The sequence below is a fragment of the uncultured Rummeliibacillus sp. genome (assembly GCF_934216135.1).
In the GTDB taxonomy this organism is placed as follows: domain Bacteria; phylum Bacillota; class Bacilli; order Bacillales_A; family Planococcaceae; genus Rummeliibacillus.
The window spans coordinates 210,567-227,876 of record NZ_CAKQBI010000001.1 but is presented as its reverse complement, the minus strand read 5'-3'; the positions used below and the strand labels follow the sequence as shown (position 1 = coordinate 227,876).

Below are 17,310 nucleotides of genomic sequence, written 5' to 3'. Positions count from 1 at the left end.
TAAAAAGAAAAAGCGTTGAGGCTCAAAGCCCCAACGCTTTTAAATATTCTTAATACATTTTCATGTATTGATCGCGTTCCCATTGGTGTACTTGTGTACGGAACATATCAAATTCGATTTCTTTTGCTTCACGGAAGTTTGCGTAGATATGAGCACCAAGAGCTTCTTGGATTACTTTATCTTCTGCAAGTGCAGCAAGTGCGTCATTTAAGTTAGCTGGTAAGTTACCGATACCTGCTTCTACGCGTTCTTCAGCATTCATAACATAGATGTTACGGTCTACTGCTGGTGGTGGTGTAAGTTGTTGTTCGATACCATTTAAACCTGCTTCAAGGATAACAGCCATAGCTAAGTATGGGTTAGCAGCTGGGTCAACTGAGCGTACTTCGATACGAGTAGATAGACCACGAGAAGCTGGGATACGGATTAATGGTGAACGGTTTTGAGCTGACCATGCAACGTAGCAAGGAGCTTCATAACCTGGTACTAAACGTTTGTAAGAGTTTACTGTTGGGTTTGTTACAGCAGTGAAACCTTTTACGTGTTTTAATACGCCAGCCATGAATTGGAAAGCAGTTTCACTTAGTTGTAAATCTGCAGATTCATCATAGAATGCATTTTCTTTACCTTTGAATAGTGAAACGTTACAGTGCATACCTGAACCATTTACACCAAATAAAGGTTTTGGCATGAATGTCGCATGTAAACCATGTTTACGAGCGATTGTTTTAACAACCAATTTGAATGTTTGGATATTATCACATGCTTCAACAGCATTTGCATATTTGAAGTCGATTTCGTGTTGACCAGGAGCAACTTCATGGTGAGAAGCTTCGATTTCAAAGCCCATTTCTTCAAGTTCTAATACGATATCACGTCGGCAGTTTTCACCAAGGTCTGTTGGAGCTAAATCGAAGTAACCACCGTGGTCATTTAGTTCAAGAGTTGGTTCGCCTGCTTCATCTAATTTGAATAGGAAGAATTCTGGTTCAGGTCCTAAGTTAAAGCTTGTGAAGCCCATATCTTGCATACGTTTAAGAACTCGACGTAAGTTGTTACGTGGGTCACCTTCAAAAGGAGTGCCATCTGGACGGTATACATCACAAATGAATCGACATACTGCACCTTTATCTACAGTCCATGGGAAAACGATAAAAGTATCTAAGTCAGGATATAAGTACATATCTGATTCTTCAATTCGTACGAAACCTTCGATAGAAGAACCATCGAACATCATTTTATTATCAAGTGTTTTTTCCAATTGGCTAACTGGAACTTCAACGTTTTTGATAGTACCTAAGATATCAGTGAATTGTAATCGAATAAATTTTACGTCTTTTTCTTCTACAAGTTTACGAATATCATCTTTTGTGTATTTACCCACACTAATCACTCTCCTATTTATATATGAAAATTTTATATGACTCGATTCATTTATAAGAAGAATCGAGATAAATCACCTTGTCTAATAGAACTTTTTTGCATTCTTTGTGCTTGTTGCATTTCTTCTCTTAGAATACGTCTTAAATCATCATCTGTTATATCTGTTTTTGGGTTTGCCACTACTGGCTCATTCTTCATTGCGAAGACTTTTTTAATACCTGCCATGTTAATGCCTTGATCAAGTAAATCTTTAATCTCTAATAAAACATCAACATCGTTTAATGAAAACATTCGGCGATTGCCTTCTGTTCTAGCAGGTGTGATAAGCTCATGTTCTTCGTAATAACGAATTTGTCGAGCAGTTAAATCAGTTAGTTGCATCACTATACTGATTGGTAGCAAAGGCATGGTCTTACGTATTTCTTTACTCATTTCCTTCACCTTACCTTTCACAAGATTTATGATACACGATGTTAGTATTCTTGTCAACACCATGTGAGAATTAGTTACATACATTTTAAACTATTAAAAAAAGCCCGTCAACAATGAGTTTCCAAGCTTTTTTAAATACAAGTGATGTGACTTTCTAAATTTTTCGAATTTTTCTGAATAATAGTAATTCATTACACAATTATGGACAACTGAAATTGGAGGATTGCTTCTCCAATTTCAGTTGTCCTTTTAAATTCCAAATATCAAATAATGTCCTATAATATTTAGTTTTTTATTACTTTTGTAAATTTTGTACTGCATTTAGTATTGCATATTTTACATGTTCATATGTTAGTCCACCTTGTACATATGCTGTATATGGAGGACGAATTGGACCATCAGCTGACAATTCAATGCTTGCACCTTGTACGAATGTACCTGCTGCCATAATTACATCATCTTCGTAACCAGGCATTGGTGCTGGTTGGGGAGCAAATTGAGCATTGACTGGTGAATTTGCTTGAATAGATTGACAGAATTGAATCATTTGTTCTGGTGTATTAAATGAGACAGATTGTATTAAATCTGTACGTTTTGCATCATAACGTGGTGATGGTTTCATACCAATCTCTTCTAATGTAGCCGCAGTAAAGATGGCTCCTTTTAATGCTTGTGCCACTACATGAGGTGATAAGAAGAATCCTTGATACATGTCAAGTAGAGCATTTAAAGAAGGGCCGGCTTCTGCTCCAATCCCTGGTGATGTCATACGATATGAGCATTGTTCTACATATTTTGCTTTACCTGCGATGTAGCCACCAACTTTTGCAAGGCCACCGCCAGGATTTTTGATCAAGGAACCTGCCATTAAATCGGCACCAAGTTCTGTTGGTTCTACAGCATCGACAAACTCACCATAACAATTATCTACGAATATGATGACATCTTCTTTAATCGCACGAATATTTTTGATCATATCTGCAATTTGATCAATGGTAAATGAAGGGCGTGTTGCATAACCTTTTGAACGTTGAATGGCAATCACTTTTGTTTTAGCTGATACTACTTTTTTAACTTTTTCCCAATCAACATCTCGGTCGTCAATTAAATCAACATGTTGGTAACTTATATTAAAGTCTTTTAACGAACCTGTGTCTTTATCTCCACCATCAACTATGGATTGTAATGTATCATATGGTTTCCCCGTAATATAGATAAGTTCATCCCCTGGACGGAGAACACCGAAAAGACTAAGCGTAATCGCATGTGTACCTGAAATAATTTGTGGTCTTACAATAGCAGCCTCTGCCCCAAATGTTTCGGCATATACACGTTCTAATGTATCACGTCCTTCATCATCATAACCATAGCCAGTTGATGGATAGAAGTGACTTTCACTTACATTATTATTTCGAAAAGCAGAGAGTACTTTTTGTTGGTTGTAAAACGCCATTTCATCTGCCTTATCAAAGTAAGGTTTCACTTTCTCCTCTATTTTTTTGGCTAGGGCCATTGTTTCTTCTGTTAAGTTGGACATATATGCCATTTTTATCGACTCCATTTCTAAATTAAGTCCTCTTTAATCTTATCAATTCTTTCTTAAACGTCAACTATACGTACTCTTCGCTAACCCTACCCTTATGATTTACAAATATCTCAACAAATTTGGAAAGAAAAAATGCTCTTCCTCCATTTTATGGAGAAGAGCATTTTTCCCTATAATATGTGAAAAGGTAATTTAACAAAAAGTTGCAAAGTCATAAAATTAGAACTCTAATTCCCCTTGCCAAGCACTCATGCCGCCTTCCATATTAGTTACGTCATAGCCTTCACCTGATAAATACGAGCAAGCACTAAAACTACGGCCCCCTGCATGACATACAAAGATGTATGGGGTATTTTTGTCCAATTCTTCTTTTCTTTCGGGTATTTGTCCCAATGGAATATGAATCGCTCCTGGAATAACACCATTAGCTACTTCCTCATCTTCACGAACATCTACAATATGTAAATCTTCATTGGCATCTAATTTTTCTAATACTTCTTCAGGGGTAATAGTTTTCATAAGAATTCCTCCAATTTAAATATATATAAAGTATATATGGGATTTTCTAATCTTGCTAGTGACTTCTCTTTCAATGTTTGCCAAATAAACTCACAATAATTATTTCAACTAGAAAAGGGGAAGCCCCATAAGTAGAAAACTCATGGGACTTCCCCTCATTTCTATAACAAATATCTAATATGAAATATTGCTTTGCATGGTCGAATCAAGTCTACCAACCTCTACATATAGAATGGCGTGCTATTCTAGACGACGCCTTCGTACCCATAATTCAGATTATTCAGCTTCTTGTTGTTGCAAATCAACGGATTTAGATGGTGCGAACGTTGAGATTGCATGTTTGTAAATCAAATGTTGTTTCCCGTCTACCTCGAGTAATACAGTGAAATTGTCGTATGAACGAATTGTCCCTTTTAACTGAAATCCATTTAATAAGAAGACGGTAACAAATATACCGTTTTTACGCAATTGGTTTAAATACATATCTTGCAAATTCATTGACTTCATGAAGATCCCCCTTAAGCTAATAATAGTATTGTATATTCGCTTTTTTTAGTGAATTCCCTTTATTTTTGTAAAATATTATCAATTATTTTTATTGTACCCAATTGTGCGTCATACCATTCAATATTCATCTTATTACGGAAATATGTGAGTTGTCTTTTCGCATATCGACGTGAATTTTGTTTTAGTTGTTCAATAGCTTCTTGCAATGATACGTTGCCTTCTAAATAAGCATAAATCTCTTTATATCCAATTGCTTTTATAGATTGAACATCTCTTATTCCTCTATTATATAATCCTTTAACTTCTTCTAATAATCCCTTTTCCATCATTAGATCAACTCTTTTGTTAATACGCTCATATAAGCGTTCGCGGTCCATATTTAGACCAATGATTCGATGTTTATATAGTGGTCGATCTCCTAGATGTTGATTTTCATCTGATTTTTGAATTCCACTATGTTCTGCCATTTCTAACGCACGAATAACACGCCGAGTATTATTTGGGTGAATAGTAGCTGCTGTTTTAGGATCAATTGCAGCAAGTTTTTGGTGCATCGCCTCTGGTCCTATTTCTGCTAATTCTTTGTAATAATTATCTCGAATTGTTTGATCAACTTTTTCCTCTGTAAAACGATAATCAAATAAAACAGATTGAATATAAAGTCCCGTTCCACCAATAATGATTGGAAATTTACCCTTTGCCTTTATCTCGTCAATTTTTGCGCGGACTAACTTTTGATAGTCTGCAACTGAAAAAGATTCTGTTGGTTCCTTTATATCTAATAAATGGTGAGGAATTCCTTCCATTTCTTCATTTGTAATTTTCGCTGTACCAATATTCAAATCTTTATAAACCTGCATTGAATCACCATTGATAATTTCCCCGTTAATGACCTTAGCAAGTTCAATACTTAGTGCAGTTTTCCCAACAGCTGTCGGTCCTACTATTGCAATCACATCTAACTCTTGTTGTAACATTATTTTTTCTCCAACCATTTTAATATCGTTTGTATGCATAGGATTATTCATTTGCAAAATGTGTTGCATCGAATAATAATTCTTCTAATTCTTTGCGATATTGTTGTTCTTCCCCTGGTACATAGTGTAAATATTTGCTCATTAGTTGAATAACAGCGTCTTTATATTTTTTTACACTGTCTATATCAAAGAACATTCTTGAAGAACGTCGTACAAAGAAATCTGCTGGTGTATAAGCCATTTCGTATTGCATTGCATAAATTAGCTGTGCATGTAAATCTAATGGTAATTGAGTTGTTTTTTCATGAACGTTTAGTGTATGGATAATTCGATATAAATGGTCAATATTTGTGCCATATTTACGTACTAATTGATATCCTTCTTCCAAAGATAATCCATAGCGAGTACCTTCTTGAGCCTTATATTGTACATACGCATCAAAATTTTGAGAATTAATACCTTTAGCTCCTGAAAGGGCCAATTCTGCGGTTATACAAGGTCCCGCTTTTTTAAATAGCTTGCGTTTTACAATCTGATTAACAATTTTTTCAGCCATTTTACGATAACCAGTTAACTTACCTCCAGCAATTGTTAGTAGTCCTGATGGCGATTCCCATACCTCATCCTTTCTTGATATTTCGGATGGGTCTTTCCCTTCTTCATAAATAAGAGGGCGCACACCAGCCCAACATGATTCAATATCTTGTTTAGAAACTTGAACGTCAGGGAACATGTAGTGGATTGTATCAACTAAATATTCAATATCTTCATCTGTGGCAATAGGTTTAAGCGGGTTATCTTCATAAAAAGTATCCGTTGTTCCGACATACGCTTTTCCATCACGAGGAATCGCAAAAACCATTCGTTTATCAGGTGTATCAAAATAGACGGATTGTTGTAATGGGAATATTGATTGATCTATTACAATATGAACGCCTTTTGTTAAGCGTAATTTTTTGTTGTTATTAATCGTATCTTTTTGACGAATTGTATCAACCCACGGCCCAGTCGCATTGACGACTGCATTCGCTTGAATGGTCCAAGTTTTTTGAGAAATTTGATCACGTACAACTGCACCGACTACTTTTTGATCTTCATATTCAAATTCTTCGACTTTAGCATAGTTTAAGCATATTGCACCAAGTTCGACCGCTTTTTTCAATACTTCAATTGTTAATCGGGCATCATCTGTGCGGTATTCAACATAATAGCCGCCACCTTTAAGGTCTTGCTGTTTTAATAACGGCTCTTTTAGCAATGTTTCCTTAGAATTTAACATTTTACGTCTTTCAGTTTTTTTGACTCCAGCTAAATTATCATACATTTTCAATCCAATTGATGTTGACAAAGGTCCAAATGTGCCACCTTTATAAAAAGGTAATAACATCCATTGTGGTGTAGTAATATGCACACCATTCTCATAAACAATTTCTCTTTCTCTACCTGTTTCTTTTACAACATCAACTTGCAATTGTTTTAAATAACGTAAACCTCCATGCACTAGTTTTGTAGATCGACTAGATGTACCTGCAGCAAAATCTTGCATATCTACTAATGCTACTGATAACCCTCGAGATACTGCATCTAGCGCTATACCAGCACCGGTAATACCTCCACCAACAACTAAAACATCAAATGAATAATCATTTAAAGTTTGAATAACTTGATCTCTCTTTGCAGCTGAAAACATTTTGAATCCTCCTCTGACCTTTACTCATTACATTACACGTTTAAACATTTTTTCAATTTCATACGTTCTAAAATGAACAATTACTGGTCTACCATGTGGACAAGTAAATGGATTTACCCTTGTTTTTAAATCTTGTAATAATCTTTCCATTTGAGTCTTATCTAAATAGTGATTTGCTTTTATCGAACGTTTACAACTCATCATTATAGCAGCTGCTTCTCGAAGTTTTTTTATATCCGTTTTACGTTCTTTTAAGACCTGTTCGATTAATTCTTCAATAATTTCTGATTCAAAGTCTTTTGGAAACCATGTTGGATATTCACGTACTACAAATGAGTTTTGACCGAATTCTTCAAGATAAACGCCTACTTCTTCTAAAGCTTTTTTGTTTTCCTTTAATGTTAATGCTTCATCAGCAGAATAGTGGAAAGTTAATGGCAATAAAAGTGTTTGACGCTCATCAGCATTTACCTCTCCGACCTTCTCTTTAAAATATTCATATTTTATACGTTCTTGTGCAGCATGCTGATCAATTAAATAAAAGCCATCTTCACTTTGTGCAACAATATAAGTCCCATGAATTTGCCCTACAATTTCAAGTTCTGGAAATGGATCTTTAGGTGTTTCAGTTGGGACGATTTCTTCAATTTCTTCATCCTCTGAATTTGTTGACCAAATATCTTGCGTTTCTTCGCTTATTTTATTGATCCCTTGCGACTCTTTAATTTCTTCCCAGCTTTCTTCTACTGTAAAACCTTTTTCTGATTCTGGGTGATTTATTATTTCATCTTGAAGATTAGAAGAAATGGGTTCACTTAAATTTTCGGCTTGTTTAGGTTTTTCGTTGAACTGTGGCATATTCGTCGTATTATAATTAATCGTTTTCCAGAAATTAATCTGCTCTGTAGATGGTGCAGCTTTTTTCTTTTTTTGGGCAATTTCAGGTGCTTGCATTGAATTACGAATAGCTTTATGCAAAGACTGCTCAATTAGCTGCATTAAATCCGCTTCCTTACTCAAGCGAATTTGCTGCTTTGCAGGATGTACATTGACGTCTGTCAAAAATGGATCCCCTTCAATATGAATAACTGAAATTGGGAATCTACCAATAGGTAAAAACGTATGGTAAGCATCGATAATTGCCTTTTGTATAGTGTAATGACGAACCCAACGTCCATTGACAAATATGGACATATAATTTTTGGATGCACGTGTGATTTCCGGTATAGTTGCATAGCCAGAAATCTTATAATCTTTAGACTCTCCTTCAAAATGAACCATTTTTTTGGCATTTGCAACCCCATAAATGGCTGCAAGAACATGACGTAAATCTCCACGCCCGTTTGTTTGTAAAAGTTCATGATCATGATGTGTCAGTTTAAATGCGATATTCGGATAACAAAGCGCTAAACGATTCATCAAGTCAATAGTATGCCCAAGTTCGGTCTGAATTGTTTTCATATATTTTAAACGTGCAGGTGTATTAAAGAAGAGTTGAGAAACTGTTATATCCGTACCCTTTCGAAGAGAACCTGGTTTCTTTTCAATTACATGACCGCCTTCAAGATGAACTTCTATGCCATCTTCTCCATTCGATGTGATTAAATCTACTTTCGATACAGAGGCAATACTCGCTAATGCTTCGCCGCGGAAGCCAAGAGTTCGAATACGAAATAAATCATGTTCATTATTTATCTTACTAGTGGCATGACGTTGGAAAGATACTAAAGCATCATCTTCGTCCATACCACAGCCGTTATCTATGACTTGAATAGAAGTCATTCCAGCTTCTTCTAATACTACTTCAATAGATGTACTTCCTGCATCAATTGCATTTTCGACTAATTCTTTCACAACAGAGGAAGGGCGCTCAACCACTTCACCTGCTGCAATTTTATTGGACAAAAATTCATCCATTATATGAATATGTCCCATATTAAGCATCTCCTATTTTTGTAATAACGATTGCTGTAACGCATAAACAAGTTGTAATGCATCCATAGGTGTTGTTCCTGATATATTTAATCGTTTTAACTGATCAAGAACTTCTTTTTCGACAGTTGATAGTTCAGGCGCCAATTTTTCTTTTTTAACCGGATCCGCCTCTTCAAAAAGAGAGAGTTGTGTGGCATTTTCTTCACGGACAGTTGACTCGTGAGATTTTGGAGTTTCTTCTTTCGGTATCTCTTTTTGGATAGAAACTGTAGCCGCAACCTCTTTATGACGAATAATTGGTTCTACATCTGAAGATTCAAATTCAGCCAATAAGACTCGCGCACGGTTAATAATAGGTTTTGGTAATTGTGCTAATTCTGCAACATGGATACCATAACTTTTATCTGCAGGACCTTTTTTAACTTTGTGCAAGAACACTACTTTACCGTCTTGTTCTGCTGCTGATACATGTACATTTTGAAGTCGCTCTAACTCATTTTCTAATGCTGTTAACTCATGGTAATGTGTTGAGAATAATGTGTTTGCCCCTATTTCGTTATGAATATATTCCATCATAGATTGTGCCAATGCCATACCATCATAAGTAGATGTACCACGACCGATTTCATCGAATAGTAATAGGCTATTAGCTGTCGCATTTGTAATGGCATGTTGTGATTCTAACATTTCTACCATAAAAGTACTTTGTCCACCTGCTAAGTCATCTGCAGCCCCTATTCGTGTGAAAATTTGATCGGTGATTGGAAGCTCTGCTTCGTCTGCTGGTACATAACAGCCCATTTGCGCCATTACTGTTATTAATGCCACTTGACGCATATACGTACTTTTACCAGACATATTCGGGCCTGTAATCAGCATCATGTTTTGAGCTGTATCTAGCACACAATCATTCGGTACATATAAGTTCTTATTAATCATTTTTTCCACAACAGGGTGACGACCATTGATAATTTTTAGCGCACGACCTTCATGGAATGTTGGTTTTGTAAAATGATACTTCTCAGTAACGACTGCAAAACTAGTAAATACATCTAGCTCACTAATATCAGATGCTAATGCTTGTAGACGAGGAATGAATTGTTTTAAGTACTCACGAATTTCTGTAAACAATTGATATTCTAGTTGTAGACTTTCTTCCTCTGCATTTAAAATAATAGCTTCTTTTTCTTTTAGCTCTCCTGTAATATAACGTTCAGCATTTGCTAAAGTTTGTTTGCGTTCATATCTCGTAAGGTCAACTAAGCCAATGTTAGACTTCGTTACTTCGATATAGTATCCAAATATTCGGTTATAACCTATTTTCAAGTTTTTGATGCCTGTTACTTCTCGTTCTTTTCGCTCTAGTTGTGCAATCCAGTCTTTTCCGTTTCGTGAAGCATAGCGTAATTCATCAAGTTTTTCATTGAAACCTTCACGAATCACATCCCCCTCTTTTATAGAAATAGGCGGATGATCCGTAATTGCGTTACTTAAATAGCTTTCTACATCATCACATAAATCTAAAGCTTGACCGAGTGGTACTAAATAGTCTTTTTTTGAATTTAATAGTAGCTCTTTTATAGCTGGAACTTGTCGTAATGATTCACGTAATTGAGCTAAATCACGACCACCAACACTACCAAAAGCTACCCGACCTGCTAAGCGTTCTAAGTCGTAGACGTTTTTAAGTAATTCTTGTAGTTCAGTGCGTATAAAATATTCTTCTAACAAATCTGTTACAATATTTAAACGTTTTTCAATTGCATTGCGATTCGCTAATGGTTGATGTAGCCATTGTTTTAATTTTCTTCCGCCCATTGCTGTTGCAGTTTCATCAAGCAGCCATAGTAAAGTCCCTTTTTGTTCTCCACGTAATGATTGAATCAGTTCTAAATTACGTTTAGAGTTTGTATCAATATTCAAGTAATTTTTCACTTCATGATAGGAAAAAGGTTGAATATGTGAGAGTGAGCGCATTTGTGTACGTTCAATATAGTGAAGTAAAATTCGACAAGCTTCATGTAATTCTTGTGGAGCTTGTTTCAAATAGACAAAGCTATTTTCTTCTGTCATTCCTTCATTTTCAAGAGAAAGTACAATTGAATAAGTTTCAGCTAATTCTTGTATTTCTTCATATAGATCATTTTTAACTACTAATTCACGAATATTAAACGCCTGCAGTTGTTGGATTAAATCTTTTTTATCTCCTTCTACAAATGTAGTCGTCGATTCTCCTGTTGACAAATCCAGATAACAAAATGCAAACTCACTTTCTTTTAGTTTTGTAGCAGAGGCGATAAAGTGATTAGATTTTCCTTCAATCGCTTTACCTTCCATTATTGTCCCAGGTGTAATTAGTTGAATAACTTCTCGTTTTACAACACCTTTCGCCAATTTCGGGTCTTCTGTTTGTTCACAAATTGCTACTTTATAGCCCTTTTGAACAAGTGTTTCGATATAATTTTGTGCTGAATGGTAAGGTACCCCACACATTGGGATGCGTTCTTTCATTCCTGCATCTCTACTTGTCAATGTTATTTCTAAAAGTTGTGATGCCTTTAAAGCATCATCAAAGAACATTTCATAAAAATCTCCTAAACGGAAAAATAAAAAAGCATCTTGATAATCTGCTTTTACTTGTAAATATTGTTGCATCATTGGAGTGTAAGCCATTATATTCCCTCTCTTATGTTCCTATATCATATCTTTATTATAACAAATCAATGTCGAAAAATCGTTTTATAATGTATGATAGATTGTATTTTGAGAAGTCTCTTTTGTCGAAAAAAATAAATAAATACAAATTATTTATGAAACTTTGTCAAATAGATGACTATTATATTATTTCATCCGAATTCCTTTTATTAATTCTTTAAGTCCAGTAATATAGTATAGTAGGAAATATTTTTTCTGAAATATAATATCCAAAAGAAAATATTTTCGATATTCATGTTTTATATAAAGGAGATTAATCTAGCAATGGGAAAAATGGCTTATTATTTAGGCGTTGATATAGGTACTACTTGCACGAAGGCAGTACTTTTTGGTAACAAAGGGCAAGTTATCAGCATGCATCATGCTGGCTATCCATTGTACAGTCCTACCCCAAATGTTGCAGAACAAGACCCTGATGAAATTTTAGTTGCCGTCAAAGAAGCTATTCGCGTAGCTATTCAAAAAAGTAAGATTGATGTAAATACATTAAGACTTGTTTCGTTTAGTGCAGCCATGCATAGTGTTATTGCTATTGATAAAAACGGTAAACCTTTGACAAATTGCATCACTTGGGCAGATACTCGTGCGACAGATTGGTCAGAAAAAATCAAAAATGAAATGAATGGTCATGAAATTTATAGACGTACTGGAACCCCTATTCATCCAATGTCTCCACTTTGTAAAATTACTTGGTTACAACATGAAAAACCAGAGATTTTCCAAAAAACATTTAAATTTATTAGTATGAAGGAATATGTATTCCATGACTTTTTCGGTCGATATCTTGTAGATCACTCTATAGCTTCTGCTACTGGAATGTTCAACCTTAAGAATAACGATTGGGATGAAACCGCTTTAGAAGTAGCCGGGATTTCGTCCGACCAATTGTCTGAGCTTGTTCCAACTACGTATTTTTTAGATGGATTAAAGGAAGAAATCGTAGAGGAAATTGGAATTCCTTCAAACATTCCTTTTGTGATTGGTGCAAATGATGGAGTCCTATCAAACCTAGGGGTCAATGCAATAGATCCTGGGGTTGTTGCTGTTACAATTGGCACAAGTGGTGCTATACGTACAGTAACCGATCACCCTATAACAGATCCAAAAGGGCGTATTTTCTGCTATGTGCTTACCGACAAACATTGGGTAGTTGGTGGCCCGGTAAATAATGGTGGTATGACTTTTAGATGGGTACGAGATGAATTGGCCGCTTCCGAAGTGGAAACTGCTAAACGCTTAGGTATCGATGCTTATGATGTTTTAACTCGCATTGCATCAAATGTAAAACCGGGATCAGATGGCTTATTATTCCATCCTTATTTAGCAGGAGAACGCGCTCCATTATGGAATGCCAATGCTCGTGGATCGTTTTTTGGATTAGGTTTACATCATAAGAAAGAACATATGATTCGTGCAGTATTGGAAGGGGTTATTTTCAATCTCTATACTGTTTTTATCGCCTTACAAGAAGTTATTGGGATACCGAACAAAATTCAAGCTACAGGTGGATTTGCACGTTCTGAACTTTGGCGTCAAATGATGGCTGATATATTCAATCAAGAAGTTTCAGTTCCAGAAAGCTTTGAAAGTTCATGTCTTGGTGCAATTGTACTTGGTATGTATGCATTAGGTGAAATTGATGACTTCTCAATCATATCTGAATGGGTCGGTTCTACTCATATACACAATCCTATTGAAGAAAATGTTAATATATATATTGAACTAATCCCTATCTTTATTCGAATTTCACGTTTACTTGAGCAAGAGTATCAGGATATTACGAAATTCCAAGAAAAATGGGTAAAATAAGGATTAATTTAAAGATATCCAAATTGGAATTAGCGATATCCTTTTTAATTGAATCTTAATACCACACTTATGTGAATATATATTAAAAGTTCTAGTTCGGATTTTTCATGCTAAAACTCAGACTAAAAACAAAGCACCGAAAATTTCACTGATCGTAAAATTTTCGATGCTTTTCATTTTTCCAAGTTAGTTTTTTCCTAACCCTTATAAATCTTAATTTAATTATTTCTTTTCAACAGCATGACCACCAAATTCGTTACGGAGTGCTGCCACTACTTTCCCAGTAAATGTGTCTTCTTCTAAAGAGCGATAACGCATCATTAAAGCAAGTGTTGTCACAGGTACAGGTGCTTTTAACTCTAGAGCTGTTTCAACTGTCCACTTTCCTTCACCAGAAGAATGCATAACCCCTTTAATTTCATCAAGTTTTGGATCTTTAGAAAAAGCATTTTGTGTTAGTTCCATTAACCAAGAACGAATAACAGATCCATGGTTCCACATTTCAGCTACTTTTTCATAGTCATAGTCAAATGGACTTTTTTCAAGCACTTCGAATCCTTCTGCAATTGCTTGCATCATACCATATTCAATTCCATTATGAATCATTTTTAAGAAATGACCACTTCCTGTTTTGCCCGCATATAAGTATCCTTTATCTACACAAATGTCTTTGATAAATGGTTCGATTACCTTAAATGCTTGTTCTTCTCCACCAATCATCATACAAGCTCCATTTAAAGCTCCTGAAGTGCCTCCACTAGTACCGATATCCATGAAAAAGATGCCTTTTTGCTTTAAATCTTCTGCAAAACTAATAGCTTCTTTGTAATGCGAATTTCCTCCATCAATTAAAATATCTCCCGCTTCAAGCATTCCCTTTAATTGTTCAATTGTACTAATTGTAATCTCACCAGCTGGTACCATTAACCATATGACACGAGGTTTTGGAAGAGCATTAACTAATTCTTGTAACGATGAAAAAGTATTTCCACCTTCAGCTGTAAAGTTTTTTGCTGCCTCCTCATTAACATCAAAAGCTGATACTGTATGTTGATGTTTCATTAAATTTAATCCAAGATTATATCCCATTTTCCCTAATCCAACTAAACCAATATTCATCTTAAACGCTCCTCTTTTTTAACAAGTCTTAATCTAATTATACTAAAAATAATTTCATTTGTTAAAACAAATGAAGAAAATTTTTTTCTTATTTTTGAATATGCTATACTACAGGTACTATCATTATTTGAAAGGACTTCCTTTATGACTCAAAATACTATAAAAAAAATCAATTCTCTTTATCCTCGCTTAAGCGAAAAGGAAAAGAAAATTGCAGATTATATTCAAGAAGATCCCTCACGTATCATTAATAAGACTATTAATGAAGTATCTGCTGATTTAAATATTGCAGATGCAACGGTTTTCCGCTTTTGTAAGCGCTTAGGTTTTAAAGGCTACCAAGCAATGAAAATTGCATTAGCCTCTGAAGTAATTACCCCAATCCAACAAATTCATGAGGAAATATCAGATCAAGATAATGAAAAAACAATCTTCGAAAAAATTTTCAAATCAAATATACAAACACTTGAAAATACAATGCATATTTTAGATGAAACTTCTATTAATAAAGCTGTAAAGTTAATGAATCAAGCAAAACATATTTATTTTTATGGTACAGGTGGTTCTTCCGTAATCGCTATGGATGCTTACCATAAATTTATAAGAACTGGTGTTAAATGTTTTGCTTTTATAGATTCACATTTCCAACTAATGTCCGCATCTCAATTATCAAAAGACGATTTAGCTATTGTAATCTCACATTCCGGCCGTAATCGAGATACACTTCAGATTGCAAAAACTGCAAAAGAAAATGGCGCTTCTGTAATCGCCATTACAGGATTTCCAAAATCACCGATTAGTCAATTAGCGCAAGTTGCACTTTATACAAGTTCAGAAGAGACTGAATATCGATCAGAAGCCTTATCTTCAAGAATTGGACAACTAAGTATCATTGATGCTCTATATGTTAACACGATGGTCCGACGAAAAGACATCGCCAACCCTGCACTAAAAAAAATGCGCCAGGCTATTTCACAAACCCGTATTTAAGAAAAAAAGGAGAAGATATTGTGTTATACACAATCTTCTCCTTTTTCATTCTTCCATTCTATTTTTCTAATAACTTAAATGACTGCATTAATAATTAACGCACAAGCAAATGCTACAAATGAAAGAATTGTTTCTAAAGCTGTCCAAGTTTTAAAAGTCTCTTTAATAGATAATCCTAAATACTCTTTCACCATCCAGAATCCAGCATCATTAACATGTGAGAACATTAATGAGCCAGCTCCTGTAACAATTACTAATAATTCTAAATTAACATTTGTCATATTCGCAATAATTGGTGAAACGATGCCAGCAGCAGTTGTTAATGCCACTGTTGCTGATCCTGTAGCAATTCTTATCATTCCTGCAATTACAAATGCTAATACTAGCGGAGAAACCGATAAATTTTCTGCTAAGTGTCCAATTGTTTCGCCAACACCACTGTCAATAAGAACTTGTTTAAATCCACTACCAGCACCAATGATTAATACAATGGAGCCTACCGGTACTAAACAATCCTCTGTAAACTTCTTAATAGCTTTTTTATCTTGTCCAAGTCTATAACCTAGGAAATAATAAGCTGAAAAGACTGAAATAAGTAGTGCTATAATCGGACTACCGATAAATGTAAATGCATCTTTAATAGTTTTGCCAACATGCATATATGGAGCCATTGTTCCCAAAACCATTAAAAGTACAGGAAGTAAAATGGAGAAGAATGAAATAAAAGTACCAGGCATTTGATCATCGTTTTTTTCTTCTACATGCACAAATTCTGGTTCTTCTTCTGGGGCTACTCGTTTACTAATATATTTTGCATAAAGAGGTCCTCCGATAATACCTGCAGGAATTGCAATAATTAATGAATAAAGCAACACTTTACCTAAATTAGCACCGTAGATACCAATTGCAGCCACAGCACCTGGATGTGGAGGTACTAAACCATGAACAATTGATAATCCAGCGATAGCTGGTAATCCAATTAATAATATATTTTTCTTTGAAGCTTTTTGAATAGAGATAACAAGTGGCAGTAAGATTAATATTCCGACTTCGAAAAATACAGGAATACCAATAACAAATCCTGAGAAGAACATTGCCCATGGTAGTTTCTTTTCACCGAATACTTTAATAAAGAAATTGGCAATTTTCAAACCAGCTCCAGATTCTGCTAGCATCTTACCTAAAATCGCACCTAAGGCAATGATTCCAATTAGGTGTCCAAGAGTTCCGCCCACACCTGTTTCATATGCTTGAACAATTTCATCAAGTTTCATGCCGCTAAAAATCGCTAGGAAAAGACTAGCAATAAGTAGACTAATAAATGCGTGCCATTTAAAAACTGATACACCGACTATAACAATAACTATCGCTAATAATGTGATAATTAATAAATATGCGTCCATTTTATCCTCCCCTGTACTCTACAATTTATGTAAGCATTTTCATAGATTCAATTATACGAAAAAAATTTTTCTAAATCAATATTTTTTAAGAAAAAATTTTATTTATAGATACTGTTATAATACATTTGATTTACTCTTACTTTTTGGCGTTTACTTTTGAACGTAATTTTGAGTTGTTTTTTCATTATCTAATTCTTTCTTGAAAAATTTTTCTTTTTAAAAAATGTACTGAAATAAAACATTCTCCATAAAATATAGGGGCAATCCTATTTTACGGATAGCCCC

General features: G+C 34.8%; 13 protein-coding genes. 2 read left to right on the top strand and 11 right to left on the bottom strand.

The features are described from left to right. Positions 1-49 precede the first annotated feature (49 nt). The 9 genes from glnA to mutS form a co-directional block, all read right to left on the bottom strand. Complete coding sequence (gene glnA, locus Q0977_RS01100) at positions 50-1,384, bottom strand: type I glutamate--ammonia ligase (protein WP_124217285.1); 1,335 nt, start codon at positions 1,382-1,384, stop codon at positions 50-52. Between the two features lie 50 nt (positions 1,385-1,434). Continuing rightward, complete coding sequence (locus Q0977_RS01095) at positions 1,435-1,815, bottom strand: MerR family transcriptional regulator (protein WP_119417439.1); 381 nt, start codon at positions 1,813-1,815, stop codon at positions 1,435-1,437. 295 nt (positions 1,816-2,110) lie between these two features. Further along, on the bottom strand, positions 2,111-3,361 hold the full coding sequence (locus tag Q0977_RS01090) for a methionine gamma-lyase family protein (protein WP_119414370.1): 1,251 nt from the start codon (positions 3,359-3,361) through the stop codon (positions 2,111-2,113). Positions 3,362-3,580: 219 nt separating this feature from the next. Further along, positions 3,581-3,880, bottom strand: a complete 300-nt coding sequence (locus Q0977_RS01085) for a rhodanese-like domain-containing protein (RefSeq protein ID WP_119414369.1) — start codon at positions 3,878-3,880, stop codon at positions 3,581-3,583. Positions 3,881-4,156: 276 nt separating this feature from the next. Then, positions 4,157-4,387, bottom strand: coding sequence for an RNA chaperone Hfq (gene hfq / locus Q0977_RS01080; protein WP_119414368.1), 231 nt, complete (start codon positions 4,385-4,387; stop codon positions 4,157-4,159). A 59-nt stretch (positions 4,388-4,446) separates the two neighbouring features. After that, positions 4,447-5,382: a tRNA (adenosine(37)-N6)-dimethylallyltransferase MiaA gene (miaA, locus tag Q0977_RS01075; protein WP_119414378.1), complete on the bottom strand. Its 936-nt coding sequence runs from the start codon at positions 5,380-5,382 to the stop codon at positions 4,447-4,449. 25 nt (positions 5,383-5,407) lie between these two features. After that, the gene (locus Q0977_RS01070) at positions 5,408-7,054 is read right to left on the bottom strand and encodes a glycerol-3-phosphate dehydrogenase/oxidase (protein ID WP_119414367.1); all 1,647 of its coding nucleotides are present in this window, start codon (positions 7,052-7,054) and stop codon (positions 5,408-5,410) included. Positions 7,055-7,081: 27 nt separating this feature from the next. Next, positions 7,082-8,989 (bottom strand): DNA mismatch repair endonuclease MutL, encoded by a 1,908-nt coding sequence (mutL, locus tag Q0977_RS01065; RefSeq protein WP_299509785.1) that lies wholly within the window; start codon positions 8,987-8,989, stop codon positions 7,082-7,084. 12 nt (positions 8,990-9,001) lie between these two features. After that, the gene (gene mutS / locus Q0977_RS01060; RefSeq protein ID WP_299510018.1) at positions 9,002-11,665 is read right to left on the bottom strand and encodes a DNA mismatch repair protein MutS; all 2,664 of its coding nucleotides are present in this window, start codon (positions 11,663-11,665) and stop codon (positions 9,002-9,004) included. Positions 11,666-11,968: 303 nt separating this feature from the next. Here mutS and gntK point away from each other — a divergent pair, with 303 nt between their 5' ends. After that, a complete protein-coding gene (gene gntK / locus Q0977_RS01055) occupies positions 11,969-13,513 on the top strand; it encodes a gluconokinase (RefSeq protein ID WP_299509782.1) in 1,545 nt (514 codons plus the stop codon). 222 nt (positions 13,514-13,735) lie between these two features. On the opposite strand, the gene gnd is transcribed toward gntK, so the two are convergent. Next, positions 13,736-14,632: a phosphogluconate dehydrogenase (NAD(+)-dependent, decarboxylating) gene (gene gnd, locus Q0977_RS01050; RefSeq protein ID WP_119414364.1), complete on the bottom strand. Its 897-nt coding sequence runs from the start codon at positions 14,630-14,632 to the stop codon at positions 13,736-13,738. Positions 14,633-14,776: 144 nt separating this feature from the next. Here gnd and Q0977_RS01045 point away from each other — a divergent pair, with 144 nt between their 5' ends. Beyond that, positions 14,777-15,622, top strand: coding sequence for a MurR/RpiR family transcriptional regulator (locus Q0977_RS01045; protein ID WP_119414363.1), 846 nt, complete (start codon positions 14,777-14,779; stop codon positions 15,620-15,622). Between the two features lie 74 nt (positions 15,623-15,696). Here Q0977_RS01045 and Q0977_RS01040 read toward each other — a convergent pair whose 3' ends face one another. Further along, on the bottom strand, positions 15,697-17,025 hold the full coding sequence (locus Q0977_RS01040) for a GntP family permease (RefSeq protein WP_119414362.1): 1,329 nt from the start codon (positions 17,023-17,025) through the stop codon (positions 15,697-15,699). Positions 17,026-17,310: the final 285 nt, after the last annotated feature.